This is a genomic window from Planotetraspora kaengkrachanensis (assembly GCF_016862895.1).
Taxonomy (GTDB): Bacteria; Actinomycetota; Actinomycetes; order Streptosporangiales; family Streptosporangiaceae; genus Planotetraspora; species Planotetraspora kaengkrachanensis.
On the sequence record NZ_BONV01000008.1, the window covers coordinates 12,158 to 32,570 of the forward strand.

Annotated in this window: 19 protein-coding genes; 6 read left to right on the forward strand and 13 right to left on the reverse strand. The window is 70.7% G+C overall.

Translation table 11 applies throughout. From position 1 onward, the window contains the following. The first annotated feature begins 4 nt into the window (after positions 1-4). The 3 genes from Pka01_RS11755 to Pka01_RS11765 all read left to right on the forward strand — a co-directional run bounded on the left by Pka01_RS11755 (position 5) and on the right by Pka01_RS11765 (position 3,464). Positions 5-1,021: a carbohydrate ABC transporter permease gene (locus tag Pka01_RS11755; protein ID WP_203882722.1), complete on the forward strand. Its 1,017-nt coding sequence runs from the start codon at positions 5-7 to the stop codon at positions 1,019-1,021. Beyond that, positions 1,018-1,869 carry a carbohydrate ABC transporter permease gene (locus Pka01_RS11760; RefSeq protein WP_203882723.1) on the forward strand — a complete coding sequence of 284 codons (852 nt, stop codon included), beginning with the start codon at positions 1,018-1,020 and terminating at the stop codon, positions 1,867-1,869. Before Pka01_RS11755 ends, Pka01_RS11760 begins: the two co-directional genes overlap by 4 nt. A 101-nt stretch (positions 1,870-1,970) precedes the next feature. Beyond that, complete coding sequence (locus Pka01_RS11765) at positions 1,971-3,464, forward strand: glycoside hydrolase family 3 protein (RefSeq protein ID WP_203882724.1); 1,494 nt, start codon at positions 1,971-1,973, stop codon at positions 3,462-3,464. Between the two features lie 82 nt (positions 3,465-3,546). On the opposite strand, the gene Pka01_RS11770 is transcribed toward Pka01_RS11765, so the two are convergent. Both Pka01_RS11770 and Pka01_RS11775 read right to left on the reverse strand, forming a co-directional pair. Next, complete coding sequence (locus tag Pka01_RS11770) at positions 3,547-4,725, reverse strand: ROK family transcriptional regulator (protein WP_203882725.1); 1,179 nt, start codon at positions 4,723-4,725, stop codon at positions 3,547-3,549. Between the two features lie 156 nt (positions 4,726-4,881). Further along, positions 4,882-6,363 carry a cryptochrome/photolyase family protein gene (locus Pka01_RS11775; protein WP_203882726.1) on the reverse strand — a complete coding sequence of 494 codons (1,482 nt, stop codon included), beginning with the start codon at positions 6,361-6,363 and terminating at the stop codon, positions 4,882-4,884. Between the two features lie 95 nt (positions 6,364-6,458). Here Pka01_RS11775 and Pka01_RS11780 point away from each other — a divergent pair, with 95 nt between their 5' ends. Next, positions 6,459-6,923 carry an RrF2 family transcriptional regulator gene (locus tag Pka01_RS11780; protein WP_203882727.1) on the forward strand — a complete coding sequence of 155 codons (465 nt, stop codon included), beginning with the start codon at positions 6,459-6,461 and terminating at the stop codon, positions 6,921-6,923. A gap of 56 nt (positions 6,924-6,979) precedes the next feature. Next, positions 6,980-7,765 carry a DNA-formamidopyrimidine glycosylase family protein gene (locus tag Pka01_RS11785; protein WP_203882728.1) on the forward strand — a complete coding sequence of 262 codons (786 nt, stop codon included), beginning with the start codon at positions 6,980-6,982 and terminating at the stop codon, positions 7,763-7,765. On the opposite strand, the gene Pka01_RS11790 is transcribed toward Pka01_RS11785, so the two are convergent. The 6 genes from Pka01_RS11790 to Pka01_RS11815 form a co-directional block, all read right to left on the reverse strand. Further along, the gene (locus Pka01_RS11790) at positions 7,762-8,127 is read right to left on the reverse strand and encodes a helix-turn-helix domain-containing protein (RefSeq protein WP_203882729.1); all 366 of its coding nucleotides are present in this window, start codon (positions 8,125-8,127) and stop codon (positions 7,762-7,764) included. The genes Pka01_RS11785 and Pka01_RS11790 overlap by 4 nt on opposite strands. Positions 8,128-8,380: 253 nt before the next feature. Beyond that, positions 8,381-8,875, reverse strand: a complete 495-nt coding sequence (locus Pka01_RS11795; RefSeq protein ID WP_203882730.1) for a CinA family protein — start codon at positions 8,873-8,875, stop codon at positions 8,381-8,383. Continuing rightward, positions 8,872-9,534: a CDP-diacylglycerol--glycerol-3-phosphate 3-phosphatidyltransferase gene (gene pgsA / locus Pka01_RS11800; RefSeq protein WP_203882731.1), complete on the reverse strand. Its 663-nt coding sequence runs from the start codon at positions 9,532-9,534 to the stop codon at positions 8,872-8,874. Before pgsA ends, Pka01_RS11795 begins: the two co-directional genes overlap by 4 nt. After that, complete coding sequence (gene rimO, locus Pka01_RS11805; protein WP_203882732.1) at positions 9,531-10,946, reverse strand: 30S ribosomal protein S12 methylthiotransferase RimO; 1,416 nt, start codon at positions 10,944-10,946, stop codon at positions 9,531-9,533. The genes pgsA and rimO overlap by 4 nt, the downstream gene beginning before the upstream one ends. A gap of 29 nt (positions 10,947-10,975) precedes the next feature. Further along, positions 10,976-11,707 (reverse strand): helix-turn-helix domain-containing protein, encoded by a 732-nt coding sequence (locus Pka01_RS11810; RefSeq protein ID WP_203882733.1) that lies wholly within the window; start codon positions 11,705-11,707, stop codon positions 10,976-10,978. A 128-nt stretch (positions 11,708-11,835) separates the two neighbouring features. Further along, the gene (locus tag Pka01_RS11815; protein ID WP_203882734.1) at positions 11,836-14,349 is read right to left on the reverse strand and encodes a DNA translocase FtsK; all 2,514 of its coding nucleotides are present in this window, start codon (positions 14,347-14,349) and stop codon (positions 11,836-11,838) included. Between the two features lie 122 nt (positions 14,350-14,471). Here Pka01_RS11815 and Pka01_RS11820 point away from each other — a divergent pair, with 122 nt between their 5' ends. Continuing rightward, positions 14,472-15,395 carry a sugar kinase gene (locus tag Pka01_RS11820; RefSeq protein WP_203882735.1) on the forward strand — a complete coding sequence of 308 codons (924 nt, stop codon included), beginning with the start codon at positions 14,472-14,474 and terminating at the stop codon, positions 15,393-15,395. On the opposite strand, the gene Pka01_RS11825 is transcribed toward Pka01_RS11820, so the two are convergent. From Pka01_RS11825 to Pka01_RS11845, 5 genes are all read right to left on the reverse strand, one after another. Continuing rightward, positions 15,376-16,743, reverse strand: a complete 1,368-nt coding sequence (locus tag Pka01_RS11825; protein ID WP_203882736.1) for a purine-cytosine permease family protein — start codon at positions 16,741-16,743, stop codon at positions 15,376-15,378. The two genes, Pka01_RS11820 and Pka01_RS11825, sit on opposite strands and share 20 nt — an antisense overlap. Beyond that, complete coding sequence (locus Pka01_RS11830; protein ID WP_203882737.1) at positions 16,740-17,687, reverse strand: isopenicillin N synthase family dioxygenase; 948 nt, start codon at positions 17,685-17,687, stop codon at positions 16,740-16,742. The genes Pka01_RS11825 and Pka01_RS11830 overlap by 4 nt, the downstream gene beginning before the upstream one ends. A 62-nt stretch (positions 17,688-17,749) precedes the next feature. Further along, a complete protein-coding gene (locus Pka01_RS11835) occupies positions 17,750-18,208 on the reverse strand; it encodes a nucleoside deaminase (protein ID WP_203882738.1) in 459 nt (152 codons plus the stop codon). A gap of 192 nt (positions 18,209-18,400) precedes the next feature. After that, positions 18,401-19,174 (reverse strand): IclR family transcriptional regulator, encoded by a 774-nt coding sequence (locus Pka01_RS11840; protein ID WP_203882739.1) that lies wholly within the window; start codon positions 19,172-19,174, stop codon positions 18,401-18,403. A gap of 30 nt (positions 19,175-19,204) precedes the next feature. Beyond that, positions 19,205-20,368: an enolase C-terminal domain-like protein gene (locus Pka01_RS11845; protein ID WP_203882740.1), complete on the reverse strand. Its 1,164-nt coding sequence runs from the start codon at positions 20,366-20,368 to the stop codon at positions 19,205-19,207. Positions 20,369-20,413: the final 45 nt, after the last annotated feature.

A 20,413-nucleotide genomic window follows, 5' to 3' on the forward strand; every position in this document is an offset into this window, starting at 1 on the left:
ATTGATGGCTCAGACGTCAACCGTCGCCCGGGGCGGAGGAGACCCCTCCGCCCCGGCGCGCCGGCACAGCCCCCGGCCACGACGCAGGACCGGCCTGCCCAACTGGCTGGTCCCCTACGTCCTACTCCTGCCCGGACTCCTGGTCATCGCGGCGCTGCTGCTCTACCCGCTGTACCAGATGGTCGACATGTCCTTCCATCAGGTCGGGCTCCGGCAGATCAGGGCGATCAACCCCACCCCTGCCGAGTTCGTCGGGCTCGACAACTACAACAGCATCTTCGAATCCGACCTCTTCTGGACCTCGCTGCGCAACACCGTGGTCTTCGCGGTCGTCACCGTGGCGCTGACCCTGCTCCTCGGGACGCTCGTCGGCCTGCTGCTCAACAAGCTCGGCCCGAAGATGTCGACGTTCGTCGTCGTCGGCATCATGGCCGCCTGGGCCACCCCGCCGACGGCGCAGGCCGTCGTCTGGAAATGGTTGTTCGACTCCGACGCGGGCGTGGTCAACTGGACGCTGAACCTGCTGCCCGACTGGCTGTCGAACCTGGTGTTCGGCCGGTCGGACTGGAGCGGGCAGCCCTGGTTCAACGACACGATCACGCTCTATCTCGTGCTCATCGTCGCCGTCGTGTGGGCGTCGTTCCCGTTCATCGCGGTGTCGGTGCTCGCGGGACTCAAGAGCATCCCCTCGGAGCTGTACGAGGCGGCGCGGATGGACGGCGCGACCGCGATGTCCACGTTCAGGAAGATCACCTTCCCGCTGCTCAAGCCGGTCTTCTCGGTGCTGGTCGTCCTGTCGACCATCTGGGACTTCAAGGTCTTCACCCAGCTCTACCTGCTTGCGGGCGGCACGGTGAACCGTGACGCGTTCAACCTCTCGCTGTGGAGCTACGCCGAGGCCTTCAGCAGCCCGCCGAAGATGGGACTCGGCGCCGCGATCGCCGTCGTGCTCACGGGCATCCTGCTGGTCATCACCTTCGTTTACGTCCGCAACATCATCAAGACGGAGGACGTGCGATGAGCCCGCTCGCCAGGAAGAGGCTCGGCCGGGTCGCGCTCAACGCGGCCGGCGTCGCGGTGTTCCTGTTCGCCGTCTTCCCCGTCTACTGGATGGTCGCCACCGCCTTCAAGCCGAACGACCAGATCTTCACCACCAGCTTCATCCCGTTCCCCGACCCTCCGTCGATGGACCACGTGTCCCGCGTCTTCACCCAGGGCGTGGCCGGGAACTCCATCTGGCGCTATCTGCTCAACAGCACGATCGTGGCCCTCAGCGCGGTCGTCATCGGCGCGGTCTTCGCACTGCTCGCGGCGACCGCGGTGGCGCGGTTCCGGTTCCGGTTCCGCACCTCGTTCCTCATCCTGCTGCTGATCGTGCAGATGGTGCCCGCAGAGGCGCTGCTGATCCCGCTGTTCACCATGGTCAAGCGGCTCGGCCTGTACGACCAGCTGCTCGGGCTGATCGTCATCAACGTCGGCCTGACACTGCCGTTCTCCGTGTGGATGTTGCGCACGTTCGTCGCGGCGGTGCCGAAGGAGCTGGAGGAGGCGTCCTGGATCGACGGCGCCGGCCGGTTCACCACCTTCTGGCGGGTCCTGTTCCCGCTGGTCGCGCCGGGCCTGGTGGCGACGAGCATCTTCTCGTTCATCACCACGTGGAACGAGTTCGTCTTCGCGCTCACCCTCATCGGCGACCAGGGCAAGTACACGATGCCCGTCGCCCTGCAGTTCTTCGTCGGCCAGCGGTCGACGGACTGGGGCGGCATCATGGCCGCCTCGACCCTGATGACGATTCCGGTCCTCATCTTCTTCCTGCTCGTCCAGCGGCGCATGGTCTCCGGACTCGTCGCGGGCGCAGTCAAGGGATAACACCGCTACGGGCACCCGTACGGCCCCGCCCCACGAAGGCGTGGCCCGTACGGGCATGCCCGCGACATCCGCACCTCCTACAGGTAAGGAGCCGAGACAGCATGTCTGCCTCATCCCGCGATCTCCCTCCGTCAGAGGGGATCGCCGGCTTCTCCGCGAACATCAGCGATCGGGGGCTGCATCGTCTCGCGGCCGGCACGCTGCTCGTCGCCTTCCACGGCACCACCGCCCCCGACTGGGTCCTCCGGGCACTGGAGAACGGCCTGGGGGGCGTCACCCTGTTCGGCTTCAACGTCGCCGACTCCGCTCAGCTCACCGCTCTGACGGGGCAGCTCACGGGTGCCGGGCGCCCGGTCATCTCCCTCGACGAGGAGGGCGGCGACGTCACGCGGCTGGCCTACCACACCGGAAGCCCCTATCCGGGCAACGCGGCGCTCGGGGCCGTCGACGACGTCGAACTGACCGAGGGGGTCTACCACTCCATCGCGTCCGAGTTGGTCCGGTGCGGGGTGAACCTCGACATGGGCCCGGTCGCCGACGTGAACACCGCCGACGACAACCCGGTGATCGGGACCAGGTCCTTCGGGGCGTCACCGGACCTCGTGGCACGGCACACCGTGGCCGCGGTCCGCGGCCTCCAGTCGCTCGGGGTGGCCGCCTGCGTCAAGCACTTCCCCGGTCACGGAGCGACCCGGCAGGACTCCCACCTGGAGATCCCCGTCGTCGACGCCTCCCCCGAGCTGCTGCGGGAGCGTGAGCTCGTCCCGTTCCGCGCGGCGATCGAGGCCGGCACGAAGTCGATCATGACGGCGCACGTCTCCGTCCCGTGGCTCACCGGCGCCGCGCCCGCCACGCTGAGCCCGTCCGCACTGACCCGCCTGCTCCGCGAGGAGATGGCCTACGACGGCGTGGTCGTCACCGACGCGCTCGACATGCATGCGATCACCAAGAGCGTGGGGCTCGGCGGCGGCGCCGTCATGTCGCTGCGGGCGGGCTCGGACCTGCTCTGCCTGGGGCCGTTGCCGACGCCCGACCAGATCCAGGCGATGCTCGCCGAGATCGTGACCGCGGTCTCCGACGGCCGGCTGCCCGCCGCCCGGCTGGAGGAGGCCAACGAGCGCGTAGAGCGGCTGCGGCGCTGGTTCTCCGCGCCGCGTCAGGACGCCGGCGAGGGCAACGTCATCGGCCTCGACGCCGCGCGCCGCGCGGTCTCGCTGACGGGGTCGGCGGCGCCGCTGGTCGACCCGCTCGTGATCGAGGTGGACACTCCGCCGACCATCGCGGTGGGCGACGTGCCGTGGGGGTTCGCGCCCTGGCTGCCCGAGGCGGAGGTCGTCAGGGTGAAGCCCGAGGAGGCCGACGGCGCCACGCTGCTGGGCCGGGCGTCGGGCCGGTCGCTGGTCATCGTCGTCAAGGACGCCCACCGCCATCCGCGCACCCGGTCGTTCGTGTCCGACCTGGTCGCCACGCGCCCCGACGCGGTCGTCGTCGAGATGGGCCTGCCGGTCTGGCGCCCCCAGGCCGCCGCCTACATCGCGACGTACGGCGCCGCCCGGCCCAACGCTCAGGCGGCCGCCGAGTTGCTGACCGCCTGAACCACCACCCGCGGCGCCAGCGGGGGCTGCGCCGCGGGTGGTACCGCCGGCCGTGTGGTCAGCCGTGTGGTCAGCCGTGTGGTCAGGAGGCGAAGATGTCCTCGCGCGCCTGGTCGAGGGCGGCGAGGACGGCGCCCTTCAGCACCGGCCTGCCCGCGACCTCGCTGGTGACGACCTCGGGACGGATCGGGCAGATCCTGGCCACGGCCTCCTCGACGCGGGAGGTCAGGCCGGTTCCCCCCGCCTGCCCCACTTCGCCGGCGAGCACCACGAGCCCGGGGTCGAGCACCACGCACACCGACGCGACGCCGAGCGCGAGCCGGGAGGCGATCTCGTCGAGCAGGCGGTCTCCGCTGGGGCCCGCGGCCACGGCCTGGGTCACGCAGTCGGCCGCGCTCGTCCCCGAGAAGCCGAACTCCCTGGCGAGCTCGGTCACCGCCTCCGCGCTGATCAGCGACTGGAGGCCTCCCGACAGGGACGGCAGCCGGCCCGGAGTGGCCTTGACGTCCTCGGCCAGCGGCACGCCGGGCACGGGGAGGTAGCCGATCTCACCCGCGCTGCCCGAACGGCCGCGGTGCAGCCGCCCGCCGAGCACAACCGCGAGACCGATGCCGCGGCCCACCCACACGAGCACGAAGTCGTCTACCGCCTGGGCGGCCCCCTTGGCCCGCTCGGCGATCGCGGCGAGGTTCACGTCGTTCTCGATCGTGAGGTCCCTGCGCAGGTCCCGGGCCAGCGCCTCGTGGATGCCCTCGTGCCAGTGCGGCAGGTCGAAGGAGAACCGCACGTCCCCGGTGCGCGGATCCACGACGCCCGGAGCGCCGATCACGACGCCGCGCAGGCGCGACAACGCCACCTTGGCGGAACGGCACGCCTTGACCACCGCGTTGTGGACGACGGACACCGGGTCGTCCTGCCCGTCGGGAACGGCCGTGACCTCGGCGACGACCTCGCCGTTGATGTCCGCGATCGCGGCGGTGACCGAGTCGGGCCCGACCTCGAGACCCGCGACGTAGGCGCAGGACGGGATGACCCCGTAGAGAGCCGCGTTCGGCCCGCGGTTGCCCGCCTGCTCCCCGACGACCTCCACCAGACCGCGCTCCTCGAGACGGGCCAGCGTCTGGGAGGCGGTGACCTTCGAAAGCCCGGTCAGCTCACCGATCTGGCCGCGCGTCAGCGGCCCCGAGGCGAGCAACAACTCCAGTGCGGCCCGGTCGTTTATCTCCCGGAGCAGCCTGGGCACGCCAGGACGTCGCTCCATGCTCCTGCTTTCTATCGTCGCCCCCGTGGAACCGGCGCGATCCGCGCCCGCAAATCGTCAACAAAGTTTCCTGCAAGCTTAGCGAGCGGACAAGGCCGTGCAGCGTTCCGTGGCCGCCGCCCCGTCGCTCCCCCGCCCGTACACCCGGAGATCCGCTCACGGGGGCGTGTCCCCGCGGTCCGCCTCGATCGCGCGGACTTCGTCGATGTCGGCCAGCCGGCGCATCCCGTACACGCTGCGCGCCGTGCGGGGGTTGGCGGCCAGGAGCTCCTCGTTGCGGGCGACGAACGACCAGTATCCGGTGGTGAAGGGGCAGGCGTCGGCCCCCGTCCGCCGGTCGGGCCGGTACCGGCAGGCGTGGCAGAAGTCACTCATCCGGTTGATGTACGCCCCCGCGGACGTGTACGGCTTGGTCGCGAGCACGCCACCGTCGGCGTGCTGGGACATGCCGACGACGTTGGGCGTCATCACCCAGTCGTAGCCGTCGACGAAACACCGGTGGAACCAGTCCGTGAGCAGTCCCGGCTCGAACGCCCGCTGGATGGCGTAGTTGCCGAGCACCATCAGCCGGACGATGTGGTGGGCGAACCCGTGGTCGCGGACCTGGCCGAGCGCCCACGACAGGCAGCGCGCCTCCACCGCGTCCGCGTCGAGTTCGGCGAACCACTCGGGGAGCGCGGTGTGGGCGGACAGGCGGTTCTCCCTGCGATAGCCGGGCCCGAGATGCCAGTAGAGATGCCAGATGTAGTCGCGCCACCCGATGAGCTGCCGGATGTAACCCTCGGCGCTCCGCAGCGGCACTCGGCCCTCCTGGTAGGCCCTCTCGGCCTCCCGCACACAGTCCATGGGATCGAGCAGGCCGAGGTTCAGCGCGGGCGACAACAGGCTGTGGGCCATGACCGGGTCGTCCGACGACATCGCGTCCTGGTACGGCCCGAAGCACGGCAACCGGTGGGCGACGAAACGGGCCAGCGCCTCGGCTGCCTCCGCCCGGGTCGCGGGGAAGGAGCGCGGGCCGTCCCTGCCGACGAAGGCGACCACGCCGTCGCGTTCCCAGCGGTCGAGATCCCGCCGGACCTCCTCGTCGATCTCGTCCTCGTCCGGGCGCCACGGCCCCGGCACGCCGAAGCCGCCCCGCGGCGGCGGTTCCCGGTTGTCCGCGTCGAAGTTCCACCGGCCGCCGGCGGGTTCGTCCCCGTCCATCAGCACACCCAGGCGCCGCCGGGCGTCGCGGTAGAAGTCCTCCATGAGCAGCCGGCGGTCGCCCCGCCCTTCTGCCCAGGCCGCGAAGTCCTCCCGCGTCGTGGTGAAGCCACGGGCCGGCAACACGGTCACCCGCGCCCTGCCGGAGACGAAGGCCGCCGCCGCATGGCTGGTCGGGTGGCACACGGTGAGCGGCTCCCCGGCCGCGTCGAGGGCCTCGCCGTACGTGCGGGTCCTGGCGAAGATCACCCGGTCTCCGAGCTCCGCCGCCCGGTGGCGCAGGGCGGACAGGACCAGATGGGCCTTCTGCCGGTGGAAGCGCCTTCGCTCGAGCACCGAGCGGGCCTCCACCAGCAGCACCGGCTGGTCGTCGTCGTCCAGGAAGTGGTCCCCGAGCTGGTCGGCGAACAGCCATCGCCTGTGTCCGGTCCCCATATCTCATGCTAGGCAGGGGGCCGCCGGCGATCTCCGGCGCGTCAGTTGCGAGGTTGCCGTCTAACCAATGCCAACCAGGCGGGATAATCGACTACATGCGACTTTCTGCCCGTGTCGACTACGCCCTCCGTGCCGCCGCCGAGCTCGCCGCCGCAGGCGAGGGCCCCACAACGGTGGGCGAGCTGGCAAAGGGGCAGGAAATGCCCCCCAAATACTTGGAGAACATCCTCCTGCAGATGCGCCGCGCCGGTCTCGTCCGCGGTCAGCGCGGCCCCGAGGGCGGTTATGTGCTGGCCCGCCCCGCGAGCCAGATCTCCCTCGCGGACGTGATCCGGGCGGTCGACGGGCCGCTCGCCAACGTCCGGGGCGAACGGCCGGAGCATGTGGGCTACCTGGGCGCCGCCCAGGCGTTGCAGCAGGTCTGGATCGCTCTTCGGGCCAGTGAGCGGGCCATCCTCGAGGAGGTCACGCTTGAGCAGATCGCCAAGGGTGAGCTGCCCGCGCGGGTGACCGAGCTCTCCTCCGACCCGTCGGCCTGGAACTCGCACACTCCGGTCTGACCACCCGGTTCCCCTTCTCGCAGGTGGCGCGGTGACGCGCCGGAGAGACGGTCCGCATGCCCGAAGGTGACGCGGTCTACCGGACCGCGAAGCGGCTCAGGGAGGCCCTCGACGGGCGGGTGCTGACCCGGTCGGACTTCCGGGTGCCCCGGCATGCCACCGCCGACCTGCGGGGCCGCGCCGTGGTCACGACCGTCTCGCACGGCAAGCATCTGCTCACCCGGGTCCAGGGCGGCGTCACGATCCACACCCATCTGCGGATGGACGGCAGCTGGCGGGTGGTGGCCACGGGGCGTCCCGCCCCGCGCGGCGACGTCGTCCGGCTGATCCTGGCCAACGCTGAGTGGACGGCGCTGGGCGTCAGGCTGGGAATGGTCGATCTCGTTCCCACGGACCGGGAGGATCGGGTCGTCGGCCATCTGGGGCCCGACCTGCTCGGCCCGGACTGGGATCCTGCGCGGGCGGCGTCGAACCTACGGGGGGATCCGGGGCGCACGATCGGGGAGGCGATCCTGGATCAGCGCAATCTGGCGGGGATCGGCACGATCTGGCGGGCCGAGACGCTCTTCGCCGCGCGTCTGTCGCCGTGGCGGACGGTGGAGTCGATTCCACCCACTGATCTGGACTCACTGGTGGCGCTCGCGCGCCAGCTCATGGACGCGAGCAAGGACGCACCGCTACCGGTCACGACGGGCGATCTCCGGCCTGGGCGCTCACTCTTCGTGTACGGCAGGGCCCGCCGCCCCTGCCGCGTCTGCGGGAGCCCGATCAACAGCGGAGAGATGGGGGAACAGCCATACGAACGGTTGATCTTCTGGTGCCGCGTGTGCCAGCCCGGTTAGGCGGCGACCATGTCCTTGACCTCGGGGAAACCATCGAAACCGGACTCGGGGATACCGCCCGGCACGGTCTCGGAAACAGGCAGCCTCTCGTGCTCCGGCACGTCGGCCATGACGGGAGCGGCCTGGAGTTCGGCGAGCGCGAACTGGTCGGACACCTCACGCAACACCTGTGAGAGCGGCACGCCCAGGGCGCCGCAGATCGAGGCGAGCAGCTCCGACGAGGCTTCCTTCTGGCCGCGCTCGACCTCGGACAGGTATCCGAGCGAGACGCGCGCGAGCGTGGAGACCTCGCGAAGGGTGCGATTCTGCCGCACCCTCAGCCGCCGCAGCACGTCACCGAGCAGCTGACGCAGCAGGACCATCTGTCGCTCCCTCCCCAGCGGGGGCGCCTTGACGACGCCTCGCGCGGTGGGTTCATGTCGCCCGTTCTTCGAACGCCCTTCGTACATGCTCCTCGCCGTCATCATCGATTCGCTCGGCCCCTTCGCCGGACGCGTGCCTGACTTGCTCCTCGCCGATGGCTCACGGACCTCACTCACACATCCACCGTACCTGTAGAGGGCAACACCGCGGCAGACCGTGGTGAGCATGTTCGCTGGTGACGTAACGCGGTAATCACCCAGAATGTTCCCCCGTATTTGCCTCCAGCACACCTACGAGCAGGCCCAAAGCCTCCAGACATGTCCCGCTTCGTATCGCTTCGCGATCTCCGTCTAGGCGCAGATCCCGGTGCCAGACGCGGTCTCCGGGGCCCCGCAGGGCGATGTGGACCGTGCCCACCGGCTTGCCGTCCTGAGGATCGGGCCCGGCCACCCCGGTCACCGCCAGCCCGTAATCGGAGCCTGTGAGTTCGCGCACTCCGGCCGCCATCGCCGCGGCGACGCCGGGGTGGACCGCGCCCTCTCTGTCCAGCAGTTCCGGGGGAACCCCGAGCAACGACGCCTTGAGTTCGGTCGCGTAGGCGATGACCCCGCCCCTGAACGCCGCGGACGCCCCCGCCGGGCCGGTCAGTGTCGCGCCGAGCAGGCCGCCCGTCAGGGACTCGGCCACGGAGATCGTGAGGTTCCGCCGGATCAGCGACGCGAGGACCCGCGTGGCGTCGGCCGTCATTCGGACCGCGCCGCCTTGGCCACCCGCCTGAGCCGGATCGCCCGGAACACGTAGTCGGCGCCGGTTCCGACGGTCACGATCAGGGCGAGCCCCAGTGTGATCCACCGGAGCGGGCCGGGGACGCCGGGCAGGATGTACAGGCCGATGGCGACGATCTGCAGCACGGTCTTGATCTTGCCGCCGTAACTCGCCGGGATGACGCCGTGCCGGATCACCATGAAGCGCAGAAGGGTGACGCCGGCCTCCCTTGCGATCACGACGATGGTCACCCACCAGGGGATCTCCCCCAGGATCGACAGGCTGACGAGCGCGGAGCCGATCAGCGCCTTGTCCGCGATGGGATCGGCGATCTTGCCGAAATCGGTGATCAGGGCGTACTTCCTGGCGAGCCACCCGTCGAGCTGGTCGGTGACAGAGGCGACGACGAATACGCCGAGGGCGGCGATCCGCCACCCCTGCCCCTCGACGAACAGGAAGACGATGAAGACGGGGACGATCGCCAGCCGGGCGATGGTCAGCACGTTGGCGATGTTCCACGTGCTGACCCGGCGGATCAGCGGCTCGGCGGCCGCGTGCGCCACAGAGGGGGGCTGAGCCGCCGTAGCGGCTTCCGGCGGGCTCGGGGCGGCGCCGGAGGGGGGTTCGATTCGATCCGTCATGCGCCTGCCTTGATCCGGGCGATCAGGTCAACCCCCTCGGAATCGACGACCACCGCCTGGACGATCTGGCCGGGGATCAGGCCGATGCCCTGAACCGTGACCGAGCCGTCCACCTCGGGCCCCTGATGAGCCGCCCGGCCCTCGTAGCCGCCGTCTCCCAGATCCTCCTCGATCAGGACCTCGAGCTCGGTCCCGATCCGCTCCTCGGCCCGCTGAGCGGTCAGCTCCTCGGCGAGCTCGCTCAGCGCGGCGACGCGCTCGTCGACGACGTCCTGGTCGAGCTTGTCCTCGAAGGAGAACGCCTCGGTGCCCTCCTCGTCGGAGTAGCCGAACACGCCGATCACGTCGAGCCGCGCCTCCTCGAGGAAGGCGGTCAGCTCGTCGAACTGCTCCTGGGTCTCCCCGGGGAAGCCCACGATGAAGTTGGACCGCACGCCCGCCTCCGGCGCGAGCTCGCGGACGCGCTCCAGCAGGTCGAGGAAGCGCCGCGGGTCGCCGAAGCGCCGCATGCGCCGCAGCACCGGACCACTCGCGTGCTGGAAGGACAGGTCGAAGTAGGGCGCGACGCTCTCGGTCGTGGCGATGACCTCCAGGAGGCCGGGCCGCAGCTCGGCGGGCTGGAGGTAGCTGACCCTGACCCGCTCGATCCCCTTGGTCCCGGCGAGCTGCGGCAGCAGCTTCTCCAGGGCCCGCAGGTCGCCCAGGTCCTTGCCGTACGACGTCGAGTTCTCACTGACGAGCACGAGCTCGCGGACTCCCTCGCCGGCCAGCCATTCGGCCTCGGCGAGCAGCTCTTCCGGCCGCCGCGAGACGTACGAGCCGCGGAAGGCCGGGATCGCGCAGAACGTGCACCTGCGGTCGCATCCCGACGCGAGCTTCAGCGCCGCCACCGGTCCGCCGCTCAGGCGCTTCCTGAGCATCCTCGGCCCGCTGGCGGGCGCCAGGCCCTCGGGGAGGACGTCCGGGGCCGTGGCGTGCCCAGGAATGTGCGCGTGCGCGGCGGAGCGGTCCACCGGACTGATCGGCAGCAGCGTCCGCCGGTCGCGCGGCGAGTGCGGCGTCAGCGCCCTGCCCTCGAGCACGTCGTCGAGGCGCGCCCCGATGTCGGTGTAGTCGTCGAAGGAGATCACCGCGGCCTCGGGCAGGGCACCGGCCAACTGCTCGCCGTACCTCTCGGCCATGCAGCCCGCGGCAACCACCTTCGCGCCCGAGTCGGCCGCGGCGAGCAGGGTGTCGATGGAGTCCTTCTTCGCCGAGTCGATGAAGCCGCACGTGTTGACGACGATGACGTCCGGGTCATCGTCGTGCATCTGCCAGCCGGCAGCCTCGAGCCGGGCCGCCAGCTCCTCAGAGTCGACCTCGTTGCGTGCGCAACCCAATGTGACCAGCGATACGGTTCGGCGAGAAGACATGATGAACCTACGGTATCGGGAGTAGGCCCCTAACGGGCACTCGGGATGCCGAGCCCGAATGACCGCCGCACGGTCTGGCCGTCCCTCCCAAGCGTACCGAGGTCCTTGCCGTTGACCTCCAGCCGGACCGCGCCCGCGTCACCGATGACGACCTTCACCTTGTCCTTGGCCGTCCACGTGACCGTCTTCCCCTGCTCGATGGTGCCCTGGAAGAGCCGGTGGTTCTTGGCGTCCCTGACGTTTATCCAAGCGGGCTTCACCGCGGACGCCTTGACCACGACGACGTCACGGCCCACCTGCGGCGCCTTGGCGTGCTGGACCCTGGTGTCGGACGCCCCCACGGGACCCTCCGCCGCCGTCCGGCCCGGCTTCGCGTCCGAACCCCCGAGGAGCCGCACGATCGCGAAGATGACGACGATCGCCAGGGCCACGGCCGCGGCCATCGTCCAGTTCGGAATCCGGCGCCCGTGCTTACCGGGGAAGAGGTTGTTCACGTTGAACACGGTCGCCGCGCGGACAGGGGGGTGCGTGTCGGCGTGGACGTCGTCGTACTCCCGGATGATCGACTCCGGTTCCACCCCCAGATAGCCGGCGATCGCCCTGATGTGCCCGCGCGCGTAGAAGTCGCCCCCACACGCGGAGAAGTCGTCCCGCTCGATGCCTTGAATGATCGTTTCTCGGATATTCGTGCGATCACTGAGCTGGCTAACGGTCAGTTCGGCGTTCTGTCTCGCCTCCGACAGAGCAGCGCCAACACTCATTTGGTCACGCCCCCTCGCCCGAGCTACTTGTCCTACATTGCGTAGTTAATCACATTCAACCAGTAATCGCTACGCAGAGTACAGGCGAGAACACCCAAAGCATTCACCGGCACGCCGTACGGTTCTTCTCACTGACCTCGCAGGTCGGCCAGGAGACCGGGCAGATCGTCGGGTTTGACCATGACCTCGCGGGCCTTGGAGCCCTCGCTCGGTCCGACGACGTTGCGGCTCTCCAGCAGGTCCATCAGTCGTCCCGCCTTGGCGAAGCCGACGCGGAGCTTGCGCTGGAGCATCGACGTCGAGCCGAACTGCGTGGAGACGATCAGCTCGGCGGCCTGGACCAGCAGTTCGAGATCGTCGCCGATCTCCTCGTCGACCTCGCGCTTCGCCGCGGCCGGCGCGGCCACGTCGTCGCGGTACTCGACCTGCATCTGGGCCTTGCAGTGCGCGACGACCTCCGCGATCTCCTTCTCGGAGACGAAGGCGTTCTGCAGCCGGATCGGCTTGCTCGCGCCCATCGGCAGGAAGAGCGCGTCGCCCTGCCCGACCAGCTTCTCCGCGCCGGGCTGGTCGAGGATGACCCGCGAGTCCGCGAGGGACGAGGTGGCGAACGCGAGCCGCGACGGGACGTTGGCCTTGATCAGGCCGGTCACCACGTCGACCGAGGGACGCTGGGTTGCGATGACCAGGTGGATCCCCGCGGCACGCGCGAGCTGGGTGATGCGGACGATCGAGTCCTCGACGTCACGCGGGGCGACCATCATCAGGTCGGCGAGCTCGTCGACGATCACGAGGAGGTAGGGGTAGGGCTGGTAGACCCGCTCGCTGCCGGGCGGCGGCACCAGCTTGCCCGCCCGGACTGCCTTGTTGAAGTCGTCGACGTGCCGGAAGCCGCTGGCGGCGAGGTCGTCGTACCTGCGGTCCATCTCCCCCACGACCCATTCGAGGGCCTCGGCGGCCTTCTTCGGGTTCGTGATGATCGGCGTGATGAGGTGGGGGATGCCCTCGTAGGTGTTGAGCTCGACCCGTTTGGGGTCCACCAGCACCATGCGGACCTCGTCGGGCGTCGACCGCATGAGGATCGAGGAGATCAGGCCGTTGATGCAGGTCGACTTGCCCGCGCCGGTGGCGCCGGCGATGAGGATGTGCGGCATCTTCGCCAGGTTGGCGACGATCGTGCGGCCCTCGACGTCCTTGCCCAGGCCGACGATCATGGGATGGTGGTCGGCCTGCGCCACCTGTGAGCGCAGCACGTCGCCCAGGGACACGAGGTCCTTGTCGGTGTTCGGGATCTCCACCCCGATCGCCGACTTGCCGGGGATCGGGGACAGGATCCGGACGTCAGCCGACTTGACGGCGTAGGCGATGTTCTTGGTGAGGGCGGTGACCTTCTCCACCTTGACCGCGGGCCCGAGCTCGATCTCGTAGCGGGTGACCGTCGGCCCGCGGGTGAACCCGATCACCTGGGCGTCGATGCCGAACTGCTCGAGCACGCTCGTCAGCGCGTTCACCACGACCGTGTTGGCCTTGGTCTGCGGCTTGGGCGCGGTCCCCGAGCGCAGCACCTTCGGGTCGGGCAGCGTGTACGGCCCCGCCTGCGGGGAGAGCACGAGCTGCTCGACCTTGCGCGGCGCCGGCGTGGGGAGGGGCGGCTGCGCGGGCGACTTCGCGGGCTCGGCCTCGACGCCCTCCATCGCCTCCGCGTCGTCGACCAGGCCGGGCACGATCTCCGGGGAGTGGTCCTTCTCCGACAGGACCGGCGTGTCGTAAGGCTTGACGTTGTCGCCGACCTCGGGCTTGCCGTCCGCGGGCTTCTTGCCCCGCTTCCTCGAAGGCGTCGCGGGCTTCGGCTCGCCGCCCTCCTCCGGCCGCTGGAACAGCAGGTGCCTGATCTCGGAGAACCGCTCGGGGATCCGGTGGACGGGAGTGGCCGTGATCACCAGCACCCCGAACCCGGACAGCATGAGCAGGAGCGGGATCGTGATGAACGCGGGCAGGATGCTCGACGGCGGGGCCGACACGATGAACCCCAGCATGCCGCCCGCCGCCGACACCTTGTCCATGCCGTCGGTCGGGCCGCCGGAGGGATAGGGAGTGCCGTGCGCGACGTGCACGACGCCGAGCACGCCGACGAGCAGCGCCGTCCAGCCGATGCCCATCCGGCCGGTCTCCGCGTTCTGGTCGGGATGGCGCAGCAGACGCCACGCGAGCAGCGCGAGCAGGACGGGCACACACCAGGCCAACGACCCGACGACGCCGCGCAGCGCCGCGTCCACGACCAGGGAGACCCCGGTCTTGGTGTCGCGCCAGACCATCGTCGCCAGCACGATCGCGCCCGCGAGCACCGACAGGCCGACGCCGTCGCGCCGGTGCGCGGGATCGAGGTCGCGCGCGCCCTGGCCGAGGGCCCTGGCCGCCCCGCCCATGCCGTGCGCGAGCAGCAGCCACAGGCCGATGACCAGCTTGCCGATCATCAGGAAGACCCAGCTGACGGGATCCTGGCCTGTCGCCACCGCCCGCTTCTGCCCGGGCCGGGAGGACGTCCTGCCCCGGGCCGGTGAGCGCTTCGCGGAAGTCGTGCGGGACCCGGGGCGCGGTGTCGGGCGCTTCCCGGGACCCTTTCCGGACGTACGGGTGGCCATGATGCCGAAGGTACCTGGGCGGCCAGGAGATTTCGGGAAGACTCGCCGAAGGCGGAAACCTCTACACTGGCTGTCGCATAGAGGCGTGGCGGCGTTCCACTACATGGGACATGGGAGAACTCATGGATGTCGTGGTCCTGGGCGAACCCCTGGTGGAGTTCTCGACGGCGGCCTCCCTCGACCGGGCCGACCTGTTCCGCCTTTCGTTCTCCGGTGACGCGCTGAACGCCTCCGTGGCCGCCGCGGCCACCGGCGCGAGCGCCGCCCTGGTGACCCGCGTGGGCGCCGACGAGTTCGGCGAGCGCCTGGTCCGGTTCGCCGCCGGCCACGGCGTCGACACCCGGTGGATGGTCACGGGTGAGGGCTCCACGGGCGCCTACGCCCTGGGCGCGGACCCGACCGGCAGCCGGGCGTTCGTCTACATGCGCGCGGGCAGCGCGGCCTCCCGCATGGATCCCGGCGACGTCGACCGCTCCCCCGCGCCGCAGGCCGGCGTCGTGTTGCTGTCCGGCGTCACCGCGGCCCTGTCGCCGTCGTGCGAGCAGGCCGTACGGCACGCGGCGGCGACCGCCCGGGGCAGGGTCGTCTACGACCCCAACTTCAGGTCGAGACTCACCGATCCCGAGAAGGCGCGGGACGTCCTGGAGGCGGTGGCGCCGCACGCGGCCCTGGTGGTGCCGTCCTGCCCGGGCGACAGTGGCCCGCTGTTCGGCACAGACGATCCGCGGGAGGTGCTCCGCGCCTGCCTCGGCCTCGGCGCGCGGGCCGCCGCGGTGACCATGGGGGCCGAGGGCGTGCTCCTCGGGACCCAGGATGGATCCGTCCTGCACGTTCCCGCCGTCCGCACGGAATCGGTCGTCGACCAGACGGGCGCGGGCGACGCGTTCGCCGGAACGCTCGCGGGCTGGCTGGCCAGGGGCGCCGATCTGGTGCAGGCGGTCCGCGCGGGCACGGCCGCCGCGGCGATCTCCCTGCGCGGTCAGGGCGGGACGGGCCGGGTCGCCACGACGGAGGAGATCGTCGCCCTCATCGGCGAAGCGGCCTGAGCGCCGTGTAGAGCACGGCGGAGATGACGAACCCCACCTCGAACGCGATGTCGCCCACCTCGGGCACCCGTGCGGGCACCAGGCCGACGTACTGCTCCTGGTTGGAGAACAGCCACACCGACAGCACGACGCCCGCCACCATCGCGATCGGGCCGGCCCAGTTCACGTGTCCGGTGTCGAAGAACAGCCGTTCGATGCCGCGGTCGCGGCGCAGGCGGAGGTCGGCGAGCACGACACCGAGCCAGGGGCCGATCCAGTAGGCGATGACCAGGAGGAACGCCTCGTACTTGTGCCCGGCGTCCTCGAGGCCCGACAGCGCCACGAGGAAGCCCGCCACGCCGCAGGCCAGTGCGACGATCGCCCGGCGCAGGCTGAGCGGGAGCCGTACGCCGAGGGCGAGCAGGGACATCGCGCCCGAGTAGACGTTGAGGGCGTTGGCCGAGATCGCGCCCAGGGCGATGGCGAGCAGGGTCAGGTCGGCCACGAGACCGGGCAGGTGACCGGTGAACGCGGTCGTCGGCTGCCCGAGGGCGTCGCCGCCGATGGTCGCGGACGCCGCCCCCACGATTTCGAGGACCACGCACGAGACGAACACGCCGAACCCGGCGGACAGGCCGACGGCCCGCCTGCTCGAGCCGGCGGGAAGGTAGCGGGTGTAGTCGGCGGCGTAGGGGTTCCAGCCGGCCGTGTAACCGAACGTGGCGCCGACGGCCAGCAGGAAGCCGCCCGTCCCTCCCCCGGTCCCCGCGTATCCGGTGTCGGCCTTGCCGAGGATGACGGCCGCGGCGATGAGGAAGATCAGGGCGAGCACGGGAAAGGCGTACCGCTCGAAGGCCTGCACGAGGTTGTGGCCGAAGAACCCGAGCGCCACCATCACGGCGACCACGATGACGAGGCAGAGCCAGCCGGGCAGCCCGGTCAGCGTGTTGAGGGCGAGCGCACCGCTCACGCTGTTGACCGCGAACCAGCCGATGCCGGCCGCCACCGTGTTGAACGCCGAGGGCAGCAGGTTCCCCCAGTAGCCGAACGGCACCCGGCCGAGCACCATCTGCGGCACCCCCGCCGACGGGCCGCGGGCCGACAGCACGCCGTGCGCGACGGCGCCGAGTCCGGTGCCGATCACGGAGGCGAGCACGGCCTGCCAGAAGCTCAGCCCGAAGGCCGCGACCGCCAGCACGCCGAGGAAGACGGTCGCGAACTCGAGGTTGGGCGACATCCACGTCCACAGCAGGTCGAGGGGCTTGCCGTGGCGGTCGGCCAGGGGGATGAGCTCGAGGCCGCCGGGTTCGATCGCGGCGACCCTGTCGCCGTATTCGCCTTCCCGTACGGCCGGCTCGGCTGCGCTCATAGGCTGATCGCCCTCAGTTTCTCGAGCAGGTAGTCGGACGCCCGCACCGGCGGGTAGGCGGCCGTTCCGACGGGCAGCGACTCGACGAGCGCCCCCGGATCGCACTCGTAGAAGTAGATGAGCGAGACGAGTTCCTCGTCGGGCGCGCTCGGGTCGGGCGGCAGGACACGGTGCCGGTTGGAGCACCAGCGGTCTCCCGTCCACCGCGCCAGGAGGTCGCCGATGTTGATCGTGAACGAGTCCTCCGCGTAGGGGGCGTCCACCCATTCACCGTCGGCCCAGACCTGCAGCCCGCCGACGCCCGGCTGGCGGTCGAGGACGGTGACCGTGCCGAAGTCGGTGTGCGGGCCGATCCTGAACTGGCCCGGCTCCGGCTCCCCCACCTGCGACAGCGGCGGATACCTGTTGATGTTCATCGTGTAGGACGGGTGGCCCGCGTGCGAGGTGAAGAAATCCCCCTCGAGATTCAGCGCCTCCGCACAGATGACCAGGAGTTCGTCCGCCAGGGCCCGCATCCTGGCCAGGTAGTCCACGATCAGCGGTTCGAGGTCGGGCACCTCGGCCGGGTACACGTTGGCCGGGAACCAGACGTCGTCGACGGACGGATCGCCGGTCGGGCGGTCGGCGCCCACGGCGAAGGTCTCCTTCAGGTCGGGAGGGGTGGGCGTGCCCTCCGCATAGCCGTTGGCCTCCACGCCCGGGGGCAGCCACCCGCGTTCGCCCACCCTGGCCGCGTAGCGCAGCTTGACGTCCTCCGGCAGCGCGAAGAAGCGTTTCGCCGCCGCCCGCACCCCGGCCCGCAGACCGGGCGGGACCCCATGACCGGTGACGAGCAGGAAGCCCACATCGCGCAGGGCGGCGTCGACCCGGTCGGCGACGGTCCGCCGGTCCGCCGGGCCGCCCCCGAACCAGGGCGTCAGATCGATCGTCGGGACGGTCCGCACGGGGGGCCTCCTCAGTTCGGCGGATCGGTTCGGCTGTTCCAGGGGGCCGGGGTTCAGGGGGGTCAGCGCCCGATGTCCTCGTTCCAGAGCTCGGGACGGGCGGCGATGAACTCGGTCATCAGCTCGACGCACTCCGGGGAGTCGAGGACGCGGACCTCGACGCCGGCCTCCGCCAGCCAGTCGTGCTGCCCCATGAACGTCCGGCACTCGCCGACCACCAGGCGGGAGATGCCGAACTGCCGGATCAGGCCGCTGCAGAACCAGCAGGGCGACAACGTCGTCACCATGGTCGTGCCGCGGTAGGAGCGCAGGCGGCCCGCGTTCCTGAAGGCCGCCGTCTCGCCGTGGACGGAGGGGTCGCCGTCCTGGACCCGGCGGTTGTGGCCCCTTCCGAGCAACCGGCCGTCGGCGGCGAACAGGGCCGCCCCGATCGGGATGCCGCCTTCGGCGTATCCCTTCCGCGCCTCCTCGACGGCGACCGCGAGCATGGCCTGGTCGGCGTCGTCACGTCCGTCTGTCATGTCGGGCCGCCTCTCCGCTCAGCGAAGGGACCGGGACGGGAGGATCACGCGGCCGGGGCCGCGGTGTCCGCCACCTCCACTATCCGCCGCGGCGGCCTCCCGGAGAAGGGTTGCGGACCTCCCAAAAGGCACCGCTGATCGATGGTGCGATCCGCGCAACGCCCCCGACACGAGCTGGGCGTGTTCCCCCACTCAGTACGCGCGGCGTTGCCTGAGGGCCGACCGTTCGATCCGCTCCCGAGCCTCCAGGAGGCACGCGACGATGTCCTTCTCCCTCTCGGCCGTCAGCCGGGGCACGGGAACCGAGCAGCTGATGGCGTCGCGGGGCGGCTCGGTGATGTGCAGGGCGACGCCGAAGCAGCGCAGCCCCTCGGTGTTCTCCTCGCGGTCGACGGCGTAGCCGCGCCTGCGGACCCGGTGGAGGTCGGCGACGAGCTTGTCGTGGTCCACGATCGTGTGCCGGGTCAGCGCGGGGAGCTCGGCGGGCAGCAGGGCGCGTACCTCGTCGTCCTCCCGGGTCGCCAGGACCGCCTTGCCCAGCGAGGTGGTGCTGGCGGGCAGCCGCCTGCCGACCCGCGAGAAGGGCCGCAGATAGTGACGGGAGGCCCGGGTGGCGAGGTAGACCATGTCGAAGTGGTCGAGCCTGGCCAGGTGGACGGTCTCCCCCGTGGTCTCCGCCAGCCAGTCGAGCGCGTCGTGGGCCATCTGCACCAGCGGGTCGCCGTCGATGTAGGTAGCGCCGACGAGCAGCGCCCGCATGCCGATGCGGTAGAGCGTCCCGGTGACGTCGGTCTCGATCCAGCCCAGGTCGACGAGCGTCCGGAGCAGGGCGTGCAGGCTGCTCTTGGGATAGCCGAGCTTTCCCTGGAGGTCGGTGAGGCTGTGCTGCCCCGGATACTGCGCGAAGAAGTCGAGCAGCTCGACCGTCCGCAGCGCCGACTTCACGTGGGGCACCGGTTCCGCCATGTGTACCTCCCTGACCCGCCTGTCCGCCTCCTATTGTGAGCGGGTTCCCCAGGAGGCGACCGCATGGGCGGCGATGTAATCGTGGTCGAGATCGTCGCCCAGCCCGGGAGCGGCGGGCATCCGGACGTTTCCGCCGGTCAGAGGGTCGACGATCGACCGCAGGTGCGGGGGCGCGGTGTCGTAGTCCGTGTGGGGGTGGAGCAGCCCGCGCTCGTACCAGTGCCCGCACGTGGTGGCGCCGATCACGGCCAGCGCCCCCGAGCCGTTGCCGTGGATCTCGCACTCCATCCCGAAAGACTCCGCGAGGTGCACGGCCTTGAGCGCCGGGATGACGCCGCCGGATCCCACCACGCCCACCCGGAGGATGTCGCACGCCCCCGCCGCGACCCACTCGGCGCGGGCCATGTGCTTGCCCCAGGAGGTCTCCGGGCCGAGGATCGGCGTCGCGAGCTGGTCGGCCAGCCACCGGTAGGACTGGACCGACGCCTCCTCCATCGGCTCCTCGTACCAGGCGAAGCCGAGCTCGTCGAGCGCCCGTCCGAGGGTCAGCGCCTCCGACCGTGAGTACCAGTGGTTGCTGTCGAGCATGAGCGCGACGTCCGGCCCCACCGCCTCCCGCACCGCGGTGCACGCCGCGATGTCGCGGGCCACGCCGTACGGCATGGGCGGCATCCAGGTGTGGAGCTTGATGGCGCGGTAGCCGCGGGCCACCAGGTCCTTGGCGAAGGCGGCGTAGTCGTCGGGGGTGGCCAGCCCGCCGGGGATGTCGTCGCCGCACATCGTGCTCGCGTAGGCGGGCACCTCGGACCGGGCTCCGCCGAGCAGCTTCCACACGGGCAGGCCGACGGTGCGCCCCGCCAGGTCCCACAGTGCCTGGTCGGCGGTGCTGAGCGCGCGGTCGGACAGGTTGCCCTGGGCGCCGCGCTGCCGACGGGCGATCCGGTGCCACAGACGCTCGCGCTCGAGGCTGTCCTGCCCGAGGATCGCGGGCCCGATGTGGTTCCTGATCACCGTCTCCCTGACCGTGTCCGGCTGGGTCAGGCAGTGGCCGGTGACGCCGTCGCCGTCGGTGACGGTGAACAGCGCCTCCTGGACCTCGCGCGGCGGTCCGGGATGCCGGTGCCCGTGCCCGTCGACCACGGATCCGGCCACCGTCGTGAACACGGTGACCTCGACGCTTTCGACGACCGCCATGTGCTCGCTTCCTTTCTCGATGCCTCGTGTGGTCGCTCCTGAGGG